The sequence below is a fragment of the Mucisphaera sp. genome, assembly GCF_965279675.1.
Lineage (GTDB): Bacteria > Planctomycetota > Phycisphaerae > Phycisphaerales > Phycisphaeraceae > Mucisphaera.
In genome coordinates this window covers 2,917,130-2,934,046 of the sequence record NZ_CBDIIJ010000002.1, presented here as the reverse complement: position 1 = coordinate 2,934,046, position 16,917 = coordinate 2,917,130, and the positions used below count along the sequence as shown (strand labels likewise).

The 16,917-nt window shown below is 63.4% G+C and carries 13 protein-coding genes; 4 read left to right on the top strand and 9 right to left on the bottom strand.

Annotated elements, in window-relative coordinates; all coding sequences use genetic code 11:
* Positions 1–17 precede the first annotated feature (17 nt).
* Entirely contained in the window at positions 18–812 is a 795-nt protein-coding gene (locus ACQZAB_RS12630; protein ID WP_428389882.1) for a thymidylate synthase, read from the bottom strand.
* A 69-nt stretch (positions 813–881) separates the two neighbouring features.
* On the opposite strand from ACQZAB_RS12630, the gene ACQZAB_RS12625 reads away from it, so the two are divergent.
* A complete protein-coding gene (locus tag ACQZAB_RS12625) occupies positions 882–1,289 on the top strand; it encodes an NADH-quinone oxidoreductase subunit A (protein WP_428389881.1) in 408 nt (135 codons plus the stop codon).
* A gap of 8 nt (positions 1,290–1,297) precedes the next feature.
* On the opposite strand, the gene ACQZAB_RS12620 is transcribed toward ACQZAB_RS12625, so the two are convergent.
* Together ACQZAB_RS12620 and ACQZAB_RS12615 are read right to left on the bottom strand one after the other, a co-directional pair.
* Positions 1,298–2,668 carry an SLC13 family permease gene (locus tag ACQZAB_RS12620; protein ID WP_428389880.1) on the bottom strand — a complete coding sequence of 457 codons (1,371 nt, stop codon included), beginning with the start codon at positions 2,666–2,668 and terminating at the stop codon, positions 1,298–1,300.
* 74 nt (positions 2,669–2,742) lie between these two features.
* Positions 2,743–3,864, bottom strand: coding sequence for a serine hydrolase domain-containing protein (locus tag ACQZAB_RS12615; protein ID WP_428390162.1), 1,122 nt, complete (start codon positions 3,862–3,864; stop codon positions 2,743–2,745).
* A 482-nt stretch (positions 3,865–4,346) separates the two neighbouring features.
* Between ACQZAB_RS12615 and ACQZAB_RS12610 the strand changes: the two genes are divergently transcribed.
* Positions 4,347–4,880, top strand: coding sequence for a hypothetical protein (locus ACQZAB_RS12610; RefSeq protein WP_428389879.1), 534 nt, complete (start codon positions 4,347–4,349; stop codon positions 4,878–4,880).
* A 247-nt stretch (positions 4,881–5,127) separates the two neighbouring features.
* Positions 5,128–5,373, top strand: coding sequence for a hypothetical protein (locus ACQZAB_RS12605; protein WP_428389878.1), 246 nt, complete (start codon positions 5,128–5,130; stop codon positions 5,371–5,373).
* A 12-nt stretch (positions 5,374–5,385) separates the two neighbouring features.
* Here ACQZAB_RS12605 and pstB read toward each other — a convergent pair whose 3' ends face one another.
* The 4 genes from pstB to ACQZAB_RS12585 form a co-directional block, all read right to left on the bottom strand.
* Positions 5,386–6,282 (bottom strand): phosphate ABC transporter ATP-binding protein PstB, encoded by an 897-nt coding sequence (pstB, locus tag ACQZAB_RS12600; RefSeq protein ID WP_428389877.1) that lies wholly within the window; start codon positions 6,280–6,282, stop codon positions 5,386–5,388.
* A 33-nt stretch (positions 6,283–6,315) separates the two neighbouring features.
* Positions 6,316–8,007 (bottom strand): phosphate ABC transporter permease PstA, encoded by a 1,692-nt coding sequence (gene pstA, locus ACQZAB_RS12595; protein ID WP_428389876.1) that lies wholly within the window; start codon positions 8,005–8,007, stop codon positions 6,316–6,318.
* 47 nt (positions 8,008–8,054) lie between these two features.
* A complete protein-coding gene (locus tag ACQZAB_RS12590) occupies positions 8,055–10,643 on the bottom strand; it encodes an ABC transporter permease subunit (protein WP_428389875.1) in 2,589 nt (862 codons plus the stop codon).
* Positions 10,644–10,712: 69 nt separating this feature from the next.
* Complete coding sequence (locus tag ACQZAB_RS12585) at positions 10,713–11,714, bottom strand: PstS family phosphate ABC transporter substrate-binding protein (protein ID WP_428389874.1); 1,002 nt, start codon at positions 11,712–11,714, stop codon at positions 10,713–10,715.
* Between the two features lie 86 nt (positions 11,715–11,800).
* Here ACQZAB_RS12585 and ACQZAB_RS12580 point away from each other — a divergent pair, with 86 nt between their 5' ends.
* Complete coding sequence (locus ACQZAB_RS12580) at positions 11,801–12,583, top strand: HEAT repeat domain-containing protein (RefSeq protein WP_428389873.1); 783 nt, start codon at positions 11,801–11,803, stop codon at positions 12,581–12,583.
* Between the two features lie 27 nt (positions 12,584–12,610).
* On the opposite strand, the gene ACQZAB_RS12575 is transcribed toward ACQZAB_RS12580, so the two are convergent.
* Both ACQZAB_RS12575 and fusA read right to left on the bottom strand, forming a co-directional pair.
* Positions 12,611–14,629, bottom strand: a complete 2,019-nt coding sequence (locus ACQZAB_RS12575) for an ABC-F family ATP-binding cassette domain-containing protein (protein WP_428389872.1) — start codon at positions 14,627–14,629, stop codon at positions 12,611–12,613.
* A gap of 101 nt (positions 14,630–14,730) precedes the next feature.
* On the bottom strand, positions 14,731–16,881 hold the full coding sequence (fusA, locus tag ACQZAB_RS12570; RefSeq protein WP_428389871.1) for an elongation factor G: 2,151 nt from the start codon (positions 16,879–16,881) through the stop codon (positions 14,731–14,733).
* Positions 16,882–16,917 lie beyond the last annotated feature (36 nt).

Sequence of the window (16,917 nt, the reverse complement as noted above, 5' to 3'; positions counted from 1 at the left end):
CATCGATGCGGTTGGTTTCAAACCGCCACTGGCGCCCTGATGTGCGGATGCGGGTCGTAATTCAGCAGCGTGAAGTGCTCGAACCGGAAACCCTCCAGCGATCGAATGCCCGGATCGAGCTTCATCGTCGGCAACGGCCGGGGCATCCGCGTCAACTGCTCCCGCGCCTGCTCCAGATGGTTGCTGTAGAGGTGCGCATCCCCGAGCGTATGGATGAACTCACCCGGCTCCAGGTCCGTCACCTGCGCAAGCATCAGCGTCAGCAAGGCGTAGCTGGCGATGTTAAACGGTACCCCCAGAAAAATATCTGCCGACCGCTGATACAGCTGGCAACTCAGCTTCCCGTCCGCCACATAAAACTGGAACAGGCAGTGGCAGGGGGGCAGCGCCATCTGCTCGATCTGACCCGGGTTCCAGGCCGTCACGATCATCCGCCGAGAGTCGGGCGTGTGCCGGATCTGATGAACCAGCTGCCCGATCTGATCGATCGTCTCGCCGCCAGGCGTCGGCCAGCTCCGCCACTGCACGCCATACACCGGCCCGAGCTCGCCGTGCTCGTCGGCCCACTCGTCCCAGATCGAGACGCCGTTCTCCTTGAGATACCCGATGTTCGAGTCGCCCTTCAGAAACCAGAGCAGCTCGTGGATGATCGACCTCAAATGCAGCTTCTTCGTCGTCACCAGCGGGAAGCCCTCGCCCAGATCAAACCGCATCTGGTGCCCGAAGACCGACCGCGTGCCCGTCCCGGTCCGGTCGGTCTTGACCGCCCCCTCATCGAGCACCCGCTGCATGAGATCGTGATACTGCTGCATGACCAGAGTCTACCCGAGCCGGCCGGGCAGATCGTCCCCCGGTAAGGCCACCCCCGCTATACTCCGGCCATGCACGGAACGCTATCCCTCGCTATGGCCACGGATTTCAACCAGTACGCCGCCCTGGGCGTCCTCCTGCTGATCGCGATCGCCTTCGGTATCGGAGCCGTCGTCGCCACGACCGTCCTCGGCCCAAGCCGCGAGGGCGCCGTCAAGGGCTCGGTCTACGAGTCCGGCATGAACCCCATCGGCTCCGCCCGTCGCCGGTTCAACGTCCGCTTCTACATGGTCGCCATGACCTTCCTGCTCTTCGACGTCGAGATCATGTTCCTCTACCCCTGGGCCGTCACCTTCCCCGCCCTCATGCCCGACGACCCCATGCGGGATGTCTCCCTCGGCCGCCTCCTCTTCTTCCTGCTCACCTCCGTCCTGGCCTTCATCTACGCCTGGCGCAAGGGCGTCTTCCGGTACGACTGACGCACTCGCTACCCAAACATCACGTAGCAGATCGTTGTCACCACCACGACGCCAATCAGATTCAGTGCTAAACCTTCCCGGGCCATCTTCGCGATCGTCAGGTGACCGGAACTGAACACCACGGCATTGGGCGGGGTTGCGACCGGGAGCATGAACGCAAAACTGCAACTGATCGTTGCGGGGATCATCAGCAGTCTTGGCTCAATCGCACCGGCGAGGGCCATCGCCACCAGCACAGGCATCAGCACGGTCGCCGTGGCCGTGTTGCTTGTGATCTCCGTAAGGAAAGTGACCGCCGTGCAAAGCAAGGCCATCATCAACACAATGTGAATGACTGTGAAACCCTGCAGCGCTTCGCCGAGCGTCTGACTCAGACCCGAACTCGTAAAGGCACGCGCAATCGAGATCCCCGCCGCATAAAGCAGCAGGATCCCCCACGGAATTTTCGACGCAGATTCCCAATCCAGCAGCCTCTCGCCCTTGCCATTGGGAATCAGAAACATCGCGATCACCGCGAACAAGGCCACACTGCTGTCATGGACGCCCGTTAACCCCGTCCACTCGCTCCAGCCGCCAAACGGTTCTTTCCGACTGATCCACAGCAAGGCCGTCACCGCGAACACGGCTAGCGTACGAATCTCCTCGGTCCGCCAGCCTCCCAGGTCGGGCAGAACTACCGTGACATCCGAGCGCATCCCACGCGTCAGCCACCACCAGGCGATCGGCAGCATGACCAGCAGGATCGGCGCAGCCCAGGACATCCACTCCAGGAACGTTGGCGGCTCAGACCCATCGATCGCGCTGTACTGGTCCATGAAGACCAGATTGGGAGGCGTGCCGATCGGCGTGCCAATCCCGCCAATGCTCGCCGCATAAGCCACCCCCAGCAGCAGGGCCGTCTTGAGCCGGTCGCTCTCGATGGTCTTCACCACCGCCAGCGCAATCGGAAGCAGCATCAGAGCCGTCGCCGAGTTAGAGATCCACATACTAAGCCCGGCCGAAGCCAGCATGAAGCCCAGCACCAGCCGCCTGGGACTGCCCCCACCCAACCGCCGAACCATCGCCAACGCGATCCGCCGGTGCGCTCCGCTCCGCTCCATCGCCGTCGAGAGCATGAACCCGCCGAGCATAAGCAGAATCAGCTTGTCCCCATAGGCCGCTCCGATCTGCGAATAGTCCAGCACACCCACCGTCGGCAACAACGCCAGCGGGATCAACGAGGTCACCGGAATCGGCACCGGCTCAAAGATCCACCAGATCGCTGTCAAAGTCGTAATCGCCGCCGTCCACGCCACCGCTTCAGCATGACCGTTCCACGCAAGCAGCAACCCCACAACCACCGCCAGCAGCGGTCCAACCCACAACATGATCTGTTTCATGGAGACAACCTCATGACATCACAAGCCAACACCAGTTAGCAGCATCTATGGGGTCGATGCAGCCCATCGAGACCTTATGGCAACGGCTCCAACTGGCTGAACAACAGGTTAGCGACTGCCTCGGCTGACCCCTCCCCGGTCAGGGCGACTGCAACGATGGCATCGAGATCCGGAGCAAAGGCGATGATGGCACGTGCACCCGGCACACCACCCGAGTGCCCGATCCATACGGTCTCGCCTCCGGGGCTCGGCAAGTCGTAGACCATCACACCCAGTCCGTACCAAAGCCCCTGCTGATGCATCGGGAATAATTCAGAAAGCATCAACTCCAAGGTTTCCTGCGGCAGGATCCGACACGCCATGAGGTCCCTCAGAAGCAAAACCATACTCCCAGCATCGGACAGAGCACCGCCCGCTGCCTGCGGGCCACGCACATCCATGCCCGGCTCAGCCGCTGGTAACACGATGTCCCTCAAAGGCTCCTTAGGTCCTAGCAGATGTACCTCGCTCGCCGCACTCTCTCGCAGGATTAGGTCGTAAGCCGCCTCGTGATACGGCCGCCCGGTAACCCCCTCGATCACAGCACCCAGCAGCGTGTAGCCGGTGTTCGAGTACCGCCAAGCCGCACCCGGGCAGGCATAAGGCCGCTGCCGCTGAACAATCTCAAGCACGCCCTGGAGATCGACCACGCCATGGTTCTGTTGCAGGCCCGGGTCTTCACTGGCACTAAACAAGCCGGAGGTATGGTTCATCAACATCCGAATGGTGATGATGTCACCATTCGGGACCTGATCGACGTACTCGGAAATCGGGTCATTCAGCGACAACAGGCCGTCAGCTTCCAATCGCAGCACCGCCGCCGCAGTGATGATCTTCCCCACGCTCGCCCAATAATGCCTGTGACCATCGGGTGTGCCGTGCGACGCGCGGAAAGACTCACCACCCGCCTGCCAAACGGCAACATCCATGCTGATAGCACCGGTCTCTGCCACGGACCTCTCAACGGCATCCCGTAATCTCGCCTGTTCGGCAGGCGATAACCCACTTATGGAATCTGGCCTCAAAGCAGCGACTGAAGCCTCGATGGGTGCTCTAAGTGCCGGCCCGGCATACTCGGACGCCGAGACACAGTCGGAGTGACTTGGCCGCTCGGATTGCACGGTAGCGCAGCCAACAAGGAAGATCAGGGGACCCATGGTCAGATAGTTCATAACCATCGCTTACATTTTTGCCTAGCACTTCGAACTCATGGACGCGGCTATGAGGGTTGCATTCATGGTCAATCTACTAAGCCACAGTAGAAAGCGAGATGGTACTTGCATTGTGCATCATCGGTGAACGCGAGGACCCGATAATCAGTAGATTCAAATGCTCAATACAGAATGCAACCTGTTCCATCTCTCCATCCCGACCAGCTAGCACGAGATCGGCCTCCAGTAAGCAGGACTGTCACCTTGCTGCAGGTTACAAGATTGACACTTCAGAGCATTCATGTTTATTGGGCACTATCACCTCTACTAACCGCACAACCCCACCTGCCTGCCTCATTCCCTCAGCCACCCCGACCGCTGCGCTCCCTACCCCGCGCACAACCCCCACCCTTTGGCCATCTCCGGCAGGCTCTCGCATCGATCCAGCACGCGCAGCTCCCGATAGCTCTCCCTGAAGGAGAGGCCACGTGAACGAGCATCCCGGACCGGTTTCAGCCTGCCGCTTCCGCCTGTCGGTCTTCCTGGCCCAGGCGTTCGAGCGCGCTCGCGGGCCGCTCCCCCTCTGGGAAGCCTACGCCGGCGCCATGCACCGCCGAGCTAGCCTCAGCCTCGAAGCCCGGCACCAAGAACAACTCCGAGCCGAAGCCTGGGCCCGCCGCCGAGCCTGCGAACTCAACGACGAACTCCGCCGCCCGCAACGCGTCGCCGTCCGTATCCCCGTCGACCTCGCCGACTGGTACCACGAACGCATGGTCACCCCGACCCCGTGCGACCTCGCCCTCGTCGTCCCCTTCCTCACCGAAGGCGTCGCCGTCTCCCCGCTAGGCGAAGCCCACTCCCCCAAACTCCTCGACGCCGTCGCCGACATGCACCGCTGGCTCGACAACCAGGGCTTCGCCCACTGCGTCGCCCGGATCTACGCCGACGAAGGCATCACCGAAGAAGCCCTCGACCTCTCCGTCGCAGCCCCCATCGAGCCAGACATCAACCGCCTCTGGTAGCCGACGCTCACCAACCATCGCAATCCCGTTATCCCCCGCTCATCCACCACGCCAGGTGATGGTGAATGGATGTAAACCCCGAATGCGCAGATCCTTAAACATCCGTGCGCCTAAACGGGTTCAGGCCCGGTTCGGGTGACTTGGCCGGCTTCAGCAGAAACCCTATTCTGTGAGCGTTGCGTGAGTCGTTCGCAACCATCGCTTTGGGACGTGACCCACCCACCCACAGGGTCCAGGACACCTCAGCATGCAGCTCACCTCTCCGCCCGCCGTTCTCGGCTCCATCGAGTTTCCCAAAGGCAGCAGCCGACTCGCCGCCCACCTCGATGAAGACCGCCACTGGCACTGCGACGACCCCGAGATCGAAATCCTCCTCACCGAACTCTGCCCGCTCGAAGCAGAATCCCCCGACGAACCCGAAAACTGGTCGATCCGCTACTGCCTCTACACCGCCGCCCAACGCTTAGGCGGCCAGGTCCGCTTCGGCCGCTAAGCATCCCAACACTCAACCAAACCGACCGCTGATGTAGGACTCCGTCTCCGTCAGATGCGGTTTCGTGAAAATGTCCTCGGTCTTGCCATACTCCACCAGCCGACCGAGGTACATGAACGCCGTGTTGTCACTCGCCCGCGACGCCTGCTGCATGTTGTGCGTCACGATCAGAATCGTGTAGTTCCCCTTGAGCTCCTGAATCAGGTCCTCGATCTTCCCGGTCGCAATCGGGTCGAGCGCCGAGCAGGGCTCGTCCATCAGCAGCACCTCCGGCTCGGCCGCGATCGCCCGGGCAATACAGAGCCGCTGCTGCTGACCACCCGACAGACTCAGCGCACTGTCCTTGAGCCGGTCCTTCACCTCATCCCAGAGCGCCGCCCCCTCCAGCGATTTCTGGCAGACCTCATCCAGCACGTCCCGATCCCGCTCACCATCGATCCGAAGCGGATACACCACGTTCTCGTAAATGCTCATCGGGAACGGATTCGACTTCTGAAACACCATGCCCATCCGCTTGCGCAGCTCGATCACATCCACCCGCGAGTGATAGATCGTGTCGCCATTAAGCAGCATGTCCCCCTCGATCCGAACCCCGTCGATCAGGTCATTCAGCCGGTTCACCGACCGCAGGAGCGTCGACTTCCCGCACCCCGACGGCCCGACCAGAGCCGTCACCTCCCCATGCGGGACCTGCATCTGAATGTCATACAACGCCTGGCTGTCGCCGTACCACAGATTGAAATCCTTGATCTGCAGCACACCCTCGACTCTGGCTAGGCTCTCATGCACCTCGCTCGGAACGTCCTGCCCCGCGGCGATCGACTCCAGCCGAGACAACTCCTTGCCCTGATGAGCTTCCCAGCCGTTGCGAACGGTAGATGTCGAAGTCGCAGTGTTCATCCGATTCATTCCTTTCCGCCCGGCACCGCCAAAGCAGCCATATTAGAAGGCGGCATTCTTAAACCGCTTACGCAACCGACTCCGCAGCGCGATCGCGGCCAGGTTCAGACCCGCCACAATCAGGATCAGCAGCAGCGTCGTCGTGTACACCATCGGCCGTGCCGCCTCGGAGTTCTGGCTCTGGAACCCGAGGTCGTAAATATGGAAACCAAGGTGCATGAAGCTCCGGTTGATTCCGAACTGCTCGTCCGCCGAAAAACTCAGCGGCAGCTCCGGCGCCAGCTTCACCGCACCGACGATCATCAGCGGCGCGACCTCACCCGCCCCACGCGCCATCGCCAGGATCGTCCCCGTCAGGATGCCGGGCATCGCCCGCGGCAGCACGATCCGCTGAATCGTCTGCCACTTGCTCGCCCCGCAGGCATACGACCCCTGCCGCATCGAGTTGGGCACCGCCGCGATCGCCTCCTCGGTCGCCACGATCACCACCGGAAGCGTCAACAACGCCAGCGTGAACGACGCCCAGATCAGCGCCCCCTTGCCAAACGTCGGATTCGGCAGCCGCTCGGCGTAGAACAGCTCATCTATCTGCGCGCCGACGATGTAGCAGAAGAACCCCAAACCAAACACGCCAAACACAATGCTCGGCACGCCCGCGAGGTTGTTGATCGAGATCCGCACCGCGCTCACGACCAGCCCCGCCTTGGCGTACTCCCGCAGATATAACGCCGCCATCACCCCGAACGGCACCACCAGCACACACATGATCAGCGTCATCAGCACCGTGCCGAAAATCGCTGGAAACACCCCGCCCTCGCTGTTCGCCTCCCGCGGGTCCTCCACCAGAAACTCCCACCACCGCGACAGATAAACGCCTAGCTTCCCGCCGGTCGTCAGCTCATTGCTCGGGACCACGCGCACGATGTCCAGCAGCCGGATCGCCTTGCTCGTGCCATCCGAGGTCGTCAGCACCAGCGCATAGTCATCGACCGCCGCTCGCAGATTCGCCACCTCGGCTCGCAGCCGATTGACCTCATCCGCGACATCACTGAGTACCGCGTCGTGCTCGGCCTGCGCCGCTTCGATCGCCGCCAGATCACTCCCCGCTTCACGCGTCGCGGTCCGAAGGTCCAGCCTTGCCCGCTCCTGTCGCCGGGTCTGGTCCGCGATCTGCTCGCGCTCGATCTCTCGGATCGCCTCTCGCGCATCGATCACATCGGGGAGTACCCGGTCAAGCTCAGCCAGCACATCCCCGCTGGCACCCGACGCCAGCTCGCTCTCCCCATCCACCAGCCGATCGATGTAACCGTAGAAACGCCCCCACTCCAACCGCTCGATCAGCACCGCCGCCTCAGGCGTCGCCCGGTCCGCCACCTGAAAATCGTAGACCCACGTGAAATGACTTCGCGTCAGATCGAAATTTCCCGTCCGCACCAGCGACCGCTTGAGCATGCCACCGGACTGCTCGGCCTCCACCCGAGCCCGCTCGCGCTCATCTTCAGGCAGCGAGGCAAAGAACGCCTCATCGGCCTCCAGCAACTCGCTCCGAGAGACCTGCCCCAGAACGACCGTCTCGTTGTGAAGATCAAACTCAGCCACCGCCCGCGGCCAGAACGTGATCATTCCCTGATACAGCACCAACCCCAGCAGCCACGCCACCATCGCCAGCGACAGTGCCAGCCCACCCGCCGTCAGCCAGATCATCGGCTCGCCACGCGACAGCAGACTGCTCACCGCATGATGTGTCCGCTTCCGACGCGCCGATTTAGCCTTCGGGCTACTCACAGCACCTGCGCTCGCTTCCGGAAACGCGCCCGCACGATCTCAGCGACCGTGTTGAGCACGAAGGTCATCAGAAACAGCAACAAAGCCGCAAGGAAGAGCGTTCGGTAATGCGTCGAGTCACGCACCGCCTCGGGCAACTCGACGGCGATGTTCGCACTCATCGTCCGGAAACCATTGAACGGATTGAGGTCCATCACCGGCGTGTTGCCCGCCGCCATCAGCACGATCATCGTCTCCCCAACCGCACGCCCGAGACCGATCATCAGCGCACTGAACAAGCCACTCGCCGCAATCGGAATCACCACCCGGGTCGCCGTCTGCCAGGGCGTCGCCCCTGCACCGAGCGATGCCGAGCGCAGATGGTTCGGCACCGCCGTCAACGCATCATCAGCAATCGTGTAGATGATCGGGATGACCGCAAAGCCCATCACAAAACCCACGATCGTCGCGTTTCGTTGCACATACGTATCGAGCACCCCCGGCCGAGGGTCCAGACCGGCTAGGGTCATCAGCCAGCCCGTCACCGCCGCCAGACCAAACCCTACGAGCAGAATCGCTCCCCACTTCAGCAGATTCGCCGAGGCCGCGCCGCTGCTGCTCTCGATCTTCGAGCTGCGCATCCGATCGGTCAGCAACCCGCCCATCCAGTAAGCCGACGCCAGACAGCAAACCGGCAGCGCCAGCAGGAACAGACCACCAAAGGCACTGCCGATCTGACCATCCAGCCAACGCCGGACATCACCCGAGAACAGCAGCGACTCGATCACCCCGCCCGACAGCCACCCCAGTCCCAAACCGATCACAATCGCCGACCACACGCCGACCATCCGGAACCGCCTCGCCGCCCCTCCGTGCTTCTCGGGCAGCAGCGGCCACAGGTAAGCCCCCGTTACCAACGCGATAGGCAGCACCACAACCGCTCCCAGCACCGCCGCCAGATGCTGCTCCACAAACGGCGCCACCACCAGCCCACCCATGAACCCCAGCACCACCGAAGGCAGACTTGCCATCGTCTCCAGCGTCGGCTTGATCCGACCCCGCCAGGCCGGCGTCAGATACTCGCTGCTGTAAACCGCCGCCAGCAACGCCAAAGGCGTCGCAAACAGCATCGCAAAGAAGGTCGCCTTCAACGTCCCAAAGATAAGCGGCATCAGCCCGAACTTGGGTTCATGCGCATCCGTCGCCCCCGACGACTGCCAGACATGCTGCGCCTCCGGATACCCCTCGTACCACACCGGCAAAAACAGCGACTTGAACGTCGCCTCCGGGTGCCGCGTGTCGAACGTCCACCGAACCAGACCGCCCTCGCTCCAGGCGATGATGCCGTCTTCCTTCGGCGCAAACGCGATCGCGTCAAGCGACCCGTAACTCACCTCAGGCAGCATCGACAGTTCACTGGTCACCTGAATCAATTCGAGCTTGCCATCCTCATGGCCCACCGCGATCAGACGCGACCGGCTCGACGTGCTCAGCGAACGCACCGGCGACGTACTCTCACCAAGCACGTGCGCCGTCAGCAGCTGAAAACCGTCGCCCGCAGCGCCCTCCTCGGTCCGCGTACGAAACAGCGCCGCCACCTTGCCCGTGTCCGTACCCACCAGCAGCGTCTCGCGGCCGATCAGCATCCGCGCAATCGTCGCGTTGCCCTCGATCGGCAGCTCAACCCGCTCCACGAGCCCCTGCGTCTCACCCCGTCTCAGGTCGTAACGGTCGATCTGCCCGTCATCCCAGACCAGCATCGCCGTGTCCCCCAGCGCGGTCAGCCCCAGAAACACAGGCATCCGCTCGGGGCGATCCTCAAACGCCACCTCGGTCGTGCGTGGCCGGAGCGTGATCTCACCCGTCAGGAAATTCTCCGTCCGACGAACCCTGATCGACCGTAGCACATCCCGCGCCTCGGTCAGCATGACCACCGTCTGATTCAGATCGCCGCCGCTGTTGCGATCGATCAGCAGCACCGGGCTCTCGGCACCACTCGCGATCGCAGGTTCAAACGCCACGCTCAGCGACTGCACCCGAAGCTGCCGCGCATCGATCCGCTCAGCGATCTCCCCGCCGATCCGCAGCGATTCCCCCACCTCCAACGCCTGCCAGGACGCCGGCGCCTCATCGATCGTGAGAAACCGTGTCTCAAACCCGACCGACCCCACCGCAAAACCCCCATCCTCAAAACCGAGCACCACGGTGTCGCTGGCCTCCCACCGGCTGCTCGCCGTCACGGCTTGCCCGCTGAACGGAACCTCCTCAGCCGCCATCACCCCGTCACGCAGATCGATCGCCTCGAAGCCCCCATCGCTCCGCCCCCGCAGCGCCATCAACTGATACTCATCGACCGAGATCCATAGCGTCTCCGCCGACACCGACGAGGCCTCAGACACCTCGATGCTCTCGGCCCCGCCCACCGTCGGCTCCATGAAAAGCGGAACCGTCACATACGCCAGGAAGATCGCCACCAGCGAGACCGCCACGATCGTCCCGATGCCCCCAACGGTAATCAGCACACGAGCGAGCCGATCGACCAGCTTGGTCGAGAGACCCGTCGTTTTTCGCCGGTTGCGGCCGGTGAACTGCTTGCTACTGGGCATGGGTGGGGCAGCCTGTCGCTCATCAGCCCCGATCCCGGGGCCATCGGTGTCGTCGCGGGCGAAGCCTGCTTAGAAGCCCGGCTCGATGTTGGCGGCCCCAAGCTGACGCCGGGCGATCACCGCGGTCACTGGCAGATAGCCATTCTTCAGAACGACCTCCTGCCCCTGCTGGCTGTAGATGTAACGGATGAACTCCCGACGAAGCGGGTCCAGCGGCTTGTTCGGCTCCACATTCACCGCCACCAGCAGGAAACGCGTCAACGGATACTCGCCCGTCAAGGCATACTCTTCCTCAGCGGGAATCAGTTCCCCATCCTCTTCCACCGCCAGCGGGACCGTCGCCACATCAGGCGTCCGGTAGCCGATCCCGGAATACCCGATCGCGTAACGCTCGCCCGCCACCCCCTGAACCACCCCGGCACTCCCGGGCTGCTCGTTCACACTCGACTTGAAGTCCCCATCCCCCATCACGACCTGCTTGAAGAAGCCGTACGTGCCCGACACGGAGTTACGACCGTAGACATTGATGGTCGCGTTCTCCCAGTCACCCCGCAGGCCGATCTCGCCCCAGGTGCTGATGTCGTCGTGACCGTACTTCCGGGTCGACGAAAAGATCGCGTCCGCTTCGGCCAGCGACAGCCCGCGCTCCGCCACCGGGTTGTCCTTGTTCACGTAGATCGCCAGCATGTCGATACCGACCCGCAGTTCCGTCGGCTTCCAGCCGAAGCGCTCCTCAAACCGATCGATCTCGGCATCCTTCATCGGACGGCTCATCGGCCCGAAGCTCGCCGTGCCCTCGATCAGCGCCGCGGGAGCCGTGCTCGACCCCTTGCCCTCGATCTCGGGAAGCACCGCCGGATACATCCGCCGAAAATCCTCGGTCCACAGGGCCATCAGGTTGTTCATCGTGTCCGAGCCGACACTCTTGATCGTCCCGGAAATCCCCTCCACCGGCTGATACGCCGGCAGGTTCGGGTCCAGTTCGATCGCCCGAGCAGCACGCTCCGACACCGGCATCAACAGCAGAATCATCGTGTAGGCTAAGGTCGGCCAGAAGCTCTTGGTCAGCATGGGGTCTGCCTTATCTCGTGAAAAGGGTACAACCGAGCATTGTAGGTAAAACAGCCGCCCGCGAAGGACGGTAATGTTAGGAGACGATGAGAGATACCGCTTGCCCGCTTCTGCCCAAAGTCCTCGCAGCAGCCCTCTGCCTAGCCCTCTTCGGCTTCAATGGTTGCCGGAGCGACCGCGAAGCCATCGGCCCCGACGCCGACCGCCTGCCTGAGCGAGCGCCAGCCGCGGTCTACGGGCTGGTGAGTCCTTTTGACGCCGACGCCCGACGCGTCGCCGCCGGGGAGGTCGCCAAACGGGGCTTGGTCCGCAAGCCCGGTTACGCCGAACTCCTGATCGAACTCACGACCGATGAAGACCCCACCGTCCGCGCCGCCGCCGTCCGTGCCCTGATGACCGAACCCGCCGTCTCCGACGCCCCCGCAATGATTGCCCTCCTCGACAACCGCGTCGCCTATGTCCGCTGGGAAGCCGCCGCGGCCCTCGGACGGCTCCACGCCCCCGAATCCACCGAAGCCCTCATGCAGGCCGCCCGCAACGACGAGGTGCCCATCGTCCGGCTCGCCGCCGCCAAGGCCCTGGGCCAGTACCGCGAGCCGATGGTCTTCGACGTGCTTGTCGGTGTGCTGGATGACCGCGACGCCGGCGTCACCGCCGCCGCCCAGCGATCCCTCAGCCTGCTGACCGGCCAGGACCTCGGCCCGGAACCCGCCGACTGGGCCCGTTGGGCCGCGGACAACCGGGCCAACCTCTTTGCCGAAGCTCGCCCCTACGTTTACGAGCCCTACCCGCGATCGCCCTACTTCTACGAGCGATTGACGCCCTGGGACGAGGACAAAAGCCCGCCCCGCGCACCCGCAGGGCTCTAACCGCCTACAGAATCAAGGTTTGTTGGATCAGGCCGTGGCCTCTGCGCGGTCGGCCCACTCGGCTTCGAGCGGGGCCAGCTCCGAGGCCAGCTTCTCGCGCTCATCCTGGACCTTCGAGAAGGCCGAGGCGTCCTTGTACAGCTCGGGATCGATGAGCTGGGCGTCGAGATCGGCGATTTTCGACTCCAGGACCTCGATTTTCTGTTCCAGCGCCTCCTGGCTGAGCTTGCTGATGCTGCCGCGGCTGCGGTTCGTATTCTTCGATTTCTTCTTGTCTTGACCCTTGGTCTTTTCAGTCTTTGAAACGACTTTCGGTTCGGTTTTGGCCTGTTTCGGCTTGTTTTTGGTTGGTTTCGGCTCGTTCTGGTCCACCACCGGCGCGGCTTTCTGGGCCAGATTCTCGGCGTATTCGGAGTAGGTGCCGGGGAAGATTTCCCAGCCGCCCTCGCCGTCGAGGATGAGCAGTTTGTCGACGACGCCATCAAGCAGCATCCGGTCGTGGGTGATCAGCAGCAGGGTGCCCTCGCCGGTCTTCTTCTCGGTGGCCGAGTAGCCCTGGTCGCCGGCGGCGTAGGCCTGGAGCGCGGCTTCCAGGCGTTCGGCGCTCGGGATGTCGAGGTGGTTGGTCGGCTCGTCGAGGACCAGCAGGTTGTGGCCCTCGGAAACCAGCCCGGCGAGGACCGCGCGGCTGCGCTCGCCGCCGGAGAGCACGCTCAGGGGTTTGTCCTGGCTGTCGCCGGAGAACAGAAACGCCCCGGCGAGGTCGCGGGCTTCCTGCTCCAGATCGTTGCGGGTGAACCGGCGGAGGTAGTCGACGATCGTCTCGCTCAAGTTCAGGTGGTCGTGGGTCTGGCGGAAGTGGCCGACATCGACGCTGGCCCCGACGCGGGCCTTGCCTTCGGTCGGGCTTTGTTCTTCGAGCAGGCAGCGGATGAGCGTGGACTTGCCGGCGCCGTTGGGGCCGATGACGCCGATGCACTTCCCACGGTTGACCTCGATGTCCATGCCGGAGAAGAGTTTCTTGTTGTCGTAGGCGACGCCCAGGTTCTCGGCGCGGAGAACGATGTCGCCGCTGCGGCGTCTCGGGGCGAAGGAGAGCTTCATCGTGTCGAGCTCGATGGGCTTGTCGAGCTGCTCGTCGCGCTTATAGCGTTCGAGCCGGCGCTCGCGGCCCTGAGCCTGCTTGGAGCGCTGGCCGGCGCGGTAGCGGTCGATGAACGACTGCTCCTGCTTGATTTTGGTCTGCTGTTTTTCATAGGCACGGGCCTGGGCGAGGCTGCGTTGCTCGCGCTGCTCGCGGTAGGCACCGTAGTTGCCGGGGTATTCGACCATCCGGCCGAGTTCCAGTTCGTAGATCTTGGTGACGACGCGGTCGAGCATCCAGCGGTCGTGGCTGATGAGGACGACCGCGCCCTCGTAGCTGCCTAGGAAGCGTTCGAGCCACTGCCGGCCGGCGATATCGAGGTGGTTGGTCGGCTCGTCGAGCAGGAGGACATCGGGGCCACTGAGCAGGAGCTTGGCCAGGGCGAGCCGGCCGCGTTGCCCGCCTGAGAGGTCTTTGACCTTCACATTGAAAGCGGCCTCGGACATGCCGAGGCCCATGAGGGTTTCTTCGACTTTGTGGTCGACGGCGAAGCCGCCCATGGACTGGATGCGGTGCTCGATGCGCTCGTAGCGTTTGAGCAGGACTTCGAGTTCGTCGCCTTCGGCGTGGCCCATGGCTTCTGCGGCGTCGCCTAGCTCGTTATGTAGGTCGTCGAGCGCGGCGAAGGCGGTGCGGGCTTCTTCGATGAGCGTGGCTTCGAGGTCGAGGACGGGGTCCTGATGGAGGTAGCCGGCGGTGGCTCCCTTGGCGAGTTGGATCTGGCCGGACTCGGGTTTGTGGGTTTCGATCCCGGCGATGAGCTTGAGCAGGGTGGACTTGCCGCAGCCGTTGCGGCCAACCATGCCGACGTGCTCGCCGGCGGCGACGGAGAGGTTCACGCCATCGAGCACGGTGCGTTCGCCATAGCTGAAGACCAGGTTGGCGACGGTGAGGAGGCTCATGGCGTGGATCTGTTCCCGTGGGGTTGTGCGAGTTCAATCATGAACCGAGCCGGCGCGAAGGCCGGCTCGGTGGAGGGGTCTGGATGCCGGACGGACTCGGTTTACTTGGAGCCCTTGCCGTCGCCTTCCATGATCTGGGTGGCGAGGTTGGCGGGAACCGGTCGGTAGTCGAGGGGCTCCATGGCGTAGCTGGCGCGGCCCTGGGTCATGCCGCGGAGCGTGTTGGAGTAGCCGAACATCTCGGAGAGGGGTGCTTCGGCGGTGACGAGGCGGGTGTTGCCACGCTCTTCGTCGCCAACGATCAGGGCCCGGCGGCGGTTCATGTCGCCGGTGATGCTGCCGAAGAACTCTTCCGGCGTCGTGACAACGACCTTCATGAAGGGCTCGAGGAGCTGGAGGCCGGCCTTGCGGCAGGCTTCCTTGAAGGCCAGGGTGCCGGCCTGCTCGAAGGCGATCTGTGAGGAGTCGACGTCGTGGTAGGAGCCGTCGGTGAGAGAGACCTTGACGCCGAGGAGCGGGTAGCCGGCGAGGACGCCTGACTTGGCCGTCTCGCGGCAGCCGACGCCGACCGAGGGGATGTATTCCTTGGGGATGGCCCCGCCGACGATCTTGTTCTCGAAGGCGACGCCGTCCTTCCACTCGAGTCCGGCTTCTTCGGCCTGCTCTTCGGTGAAGGGCTCGATGGTGATCGTACAGTCGCCGAACTGGCCGCGGCCGCCGGTCTGCTTCTTGTGGGTTCCGCGGGCTTCGGCGGTTTTGGAGATGGACTCCTTGTAGGCGACGCGGGGCTTGCCGACGTTGACGCCGATCTTCATGTCACGCGTCAGCTTGGTCGTGATGATCTCGAGGTGGAGTTCACCCATGCCGGCGATGATGGTCTCGCCGGTTTCCTCGTCGTAGTGGCTCTGGAAGGAGGGGTCTTCGCGGCGGATGGTGGCGAGGGCGTTGGAGAGTTTTTCCTTGTCGCCCTGGGAAGCCGGCTCGATGGACATGGAGATGACGGGATCGGGGAAGTCCATGCGGTCGAGGACGATGGGGTCGTCCTGGGCACAGAGGGTTTCACCGGTCTGCGAGTTTTTGAGGCCGACGACGGCGACAATTTCGCCGGCTTCGGCGGTTTCGCGTGCGATGCGATCCTTGGAGTGCATCTCGAAGATACGGCTGACGATTTCACGCTTGCCGTTGTTGGAGTTGAGGACGCGGGTTCCCTTTTCGAGGGTGCCGGAGTAGATGCGGACGTAGGTGAGGTCGCCGTGCTGATCGTTGACGATCTTGAAGACGAGGGCTGAGAGGGGGGCGTCCTTGTCGTGGGGACGGCTGAGCTTGACCTCGGCGTCCTTGGGATCGGTGCCCTGGACCTCGGGGACTTCGGTGGGGTTGGGGAGGTAGTCGACGATGCCGTCGAGCAGCCGCTGAACGCCGATGTTCTGGAGGGCGGACCCGCAGAAGACGGGGTGGGCCTTCAGGGCGATGGTGGCGTCGCGGAGGGCTTTCTTGATTTCCTCGGTGGTGATTTCCTCTTCCATGAGGAACTTCTCGGTGAGGGTGTCGTCGAGTTCGGCGACCTTCTCGATGAGGTCGTGGCGACGCTGGTCGGCCTCGTCCTTGAGGTTGTCGGGGATGTCGGCTTCGGTGACGGTGGTGCCCTGGTCTTCCTTTGAGAAGTAGTAGGCACGCATGCCGAGGAGATCGATAACGCCTTCGAAGTCGTCGCCGGCGCCGATGGCCATCTGGACGGCGATGGCGGGGGCTCCGAGGCGTTCGCCGATGGAGTTGAAGCTGAAGGTGAAGTCGGCACCCATCTTGTCCATCTTGTTGATGAAGCAGATGCGGGGCACGCGGTAGCGGTCGGCCTGACGCCAGACGGTTTCGGACTGGGCTTCGACGCCTTCTTTGCCGTCGAAGACAACGACGGCGCCGTCGAGGACACGCATGGATCGTTCGACTTCCATGGTGAAGTCGACGTGTCCGGGGGTGTCGATGAGGTTCATGGTGTACTCGACGCCATCCTTGGTCCAGGGGCAGGTGGTGGCGGCGGACTGGATGGTGATGCCGCGCTGCTGCTCGTCCTGGAGGTGGTCCATGGTGGCGGTGCCTTCATGGACTTCGCCGATCTTGTAGGACTTGCCGGTGTAGTAGAGGATGCGCTCGGTGGTGGTGGTCTTGCCCGCGTCGATGTGGGCGCAGACGCCGAAGTTGCGAAACTTCGCGAGCTTGGCGGTGGTGTTGGTGCCGGCGGAGATCGTCGTCATGGCGGGTCCTGCCTTGGTTGCCGACGGGTCCTGGCC